This window comes from Neisseria sp. P0019.S003 (assembly GCF_051957115.1).
GTDB classification, from domain to species: domain Bacteria; phylum Pseudomonadota; class Gammaproteobacteria; order Burkholderiales; family Neisseriaceae; genus Neisseria; species Neisseria flavescens_D.
Map to the genome: position 1 here is coordinate 1 of NZ_JBQCWT010000060.1, position 483 is coordinate 483.

Genomic DNA, 483 nt, shown 5'->3' on the forward strand with positions numbered 1-483 from the left:
TCTTGGAATTGCAGATCGGTCATAACCGGCGCATTGGGATTATGTTTGCGCTGGCGGGCAACGTAGTTTTCATAAGCTGGGACACCGGCCATCAAGTTGGCTGTCAGCTTGATGGTTTTCCACCAAGATGCGAGCTTATGCTTCATGCTGAGCCTCCGGCTGTTTACCGTCGCGGGACACTGCTGGAATTTCTTTAGCAGTTGGCCAGCCGACTTTGCGGGCTTTCATGGCGGTACGGAAACCGTACACGGCGACAATCACGACAACGGCCAAGAACAAAGCGGTCAGACCGGCATTGATTTGGTCGGTGAAGATGATTTGTGACAGTTCGCCAATGTCTTTAGCTGGAGCAAGGACTTCGCCTGAAGCCAAGGCATCGCGGTATTTGTCTGCGTGAGCCAAGGAGCTGACGCGTGGGTCGCTGTGGGACAGTTTTTGCAAACCGGCATAGCAGGGCACAAACAAGACGCCGACAGCAGGAAC

Annotated in this window: 1 protein-coding gene and 1 pseudogene; both read right to left on the reverse strand. The window is 54.0% G+C overall.

The annotated features are described in order from the left end of the window. Nucleotides 1–146 (reverse strand): CstA-like transporter-associated (seleno)protein (locus ACTHTS_RS11075; protein WP_440370066.1); only part of this gene is annotated, 146 nt, incomplete at its 3' end. Next, nucleotides 136–483: pseudogene (locus tag ACTHTS_RS11080) on the reverse strand (carbon starvation protein A); the annotation flags it as partial. The pseudogene ACTHTS_RS11080 and the gene ACTHTS_RS11075, both read right to left, overlap by 11 nt.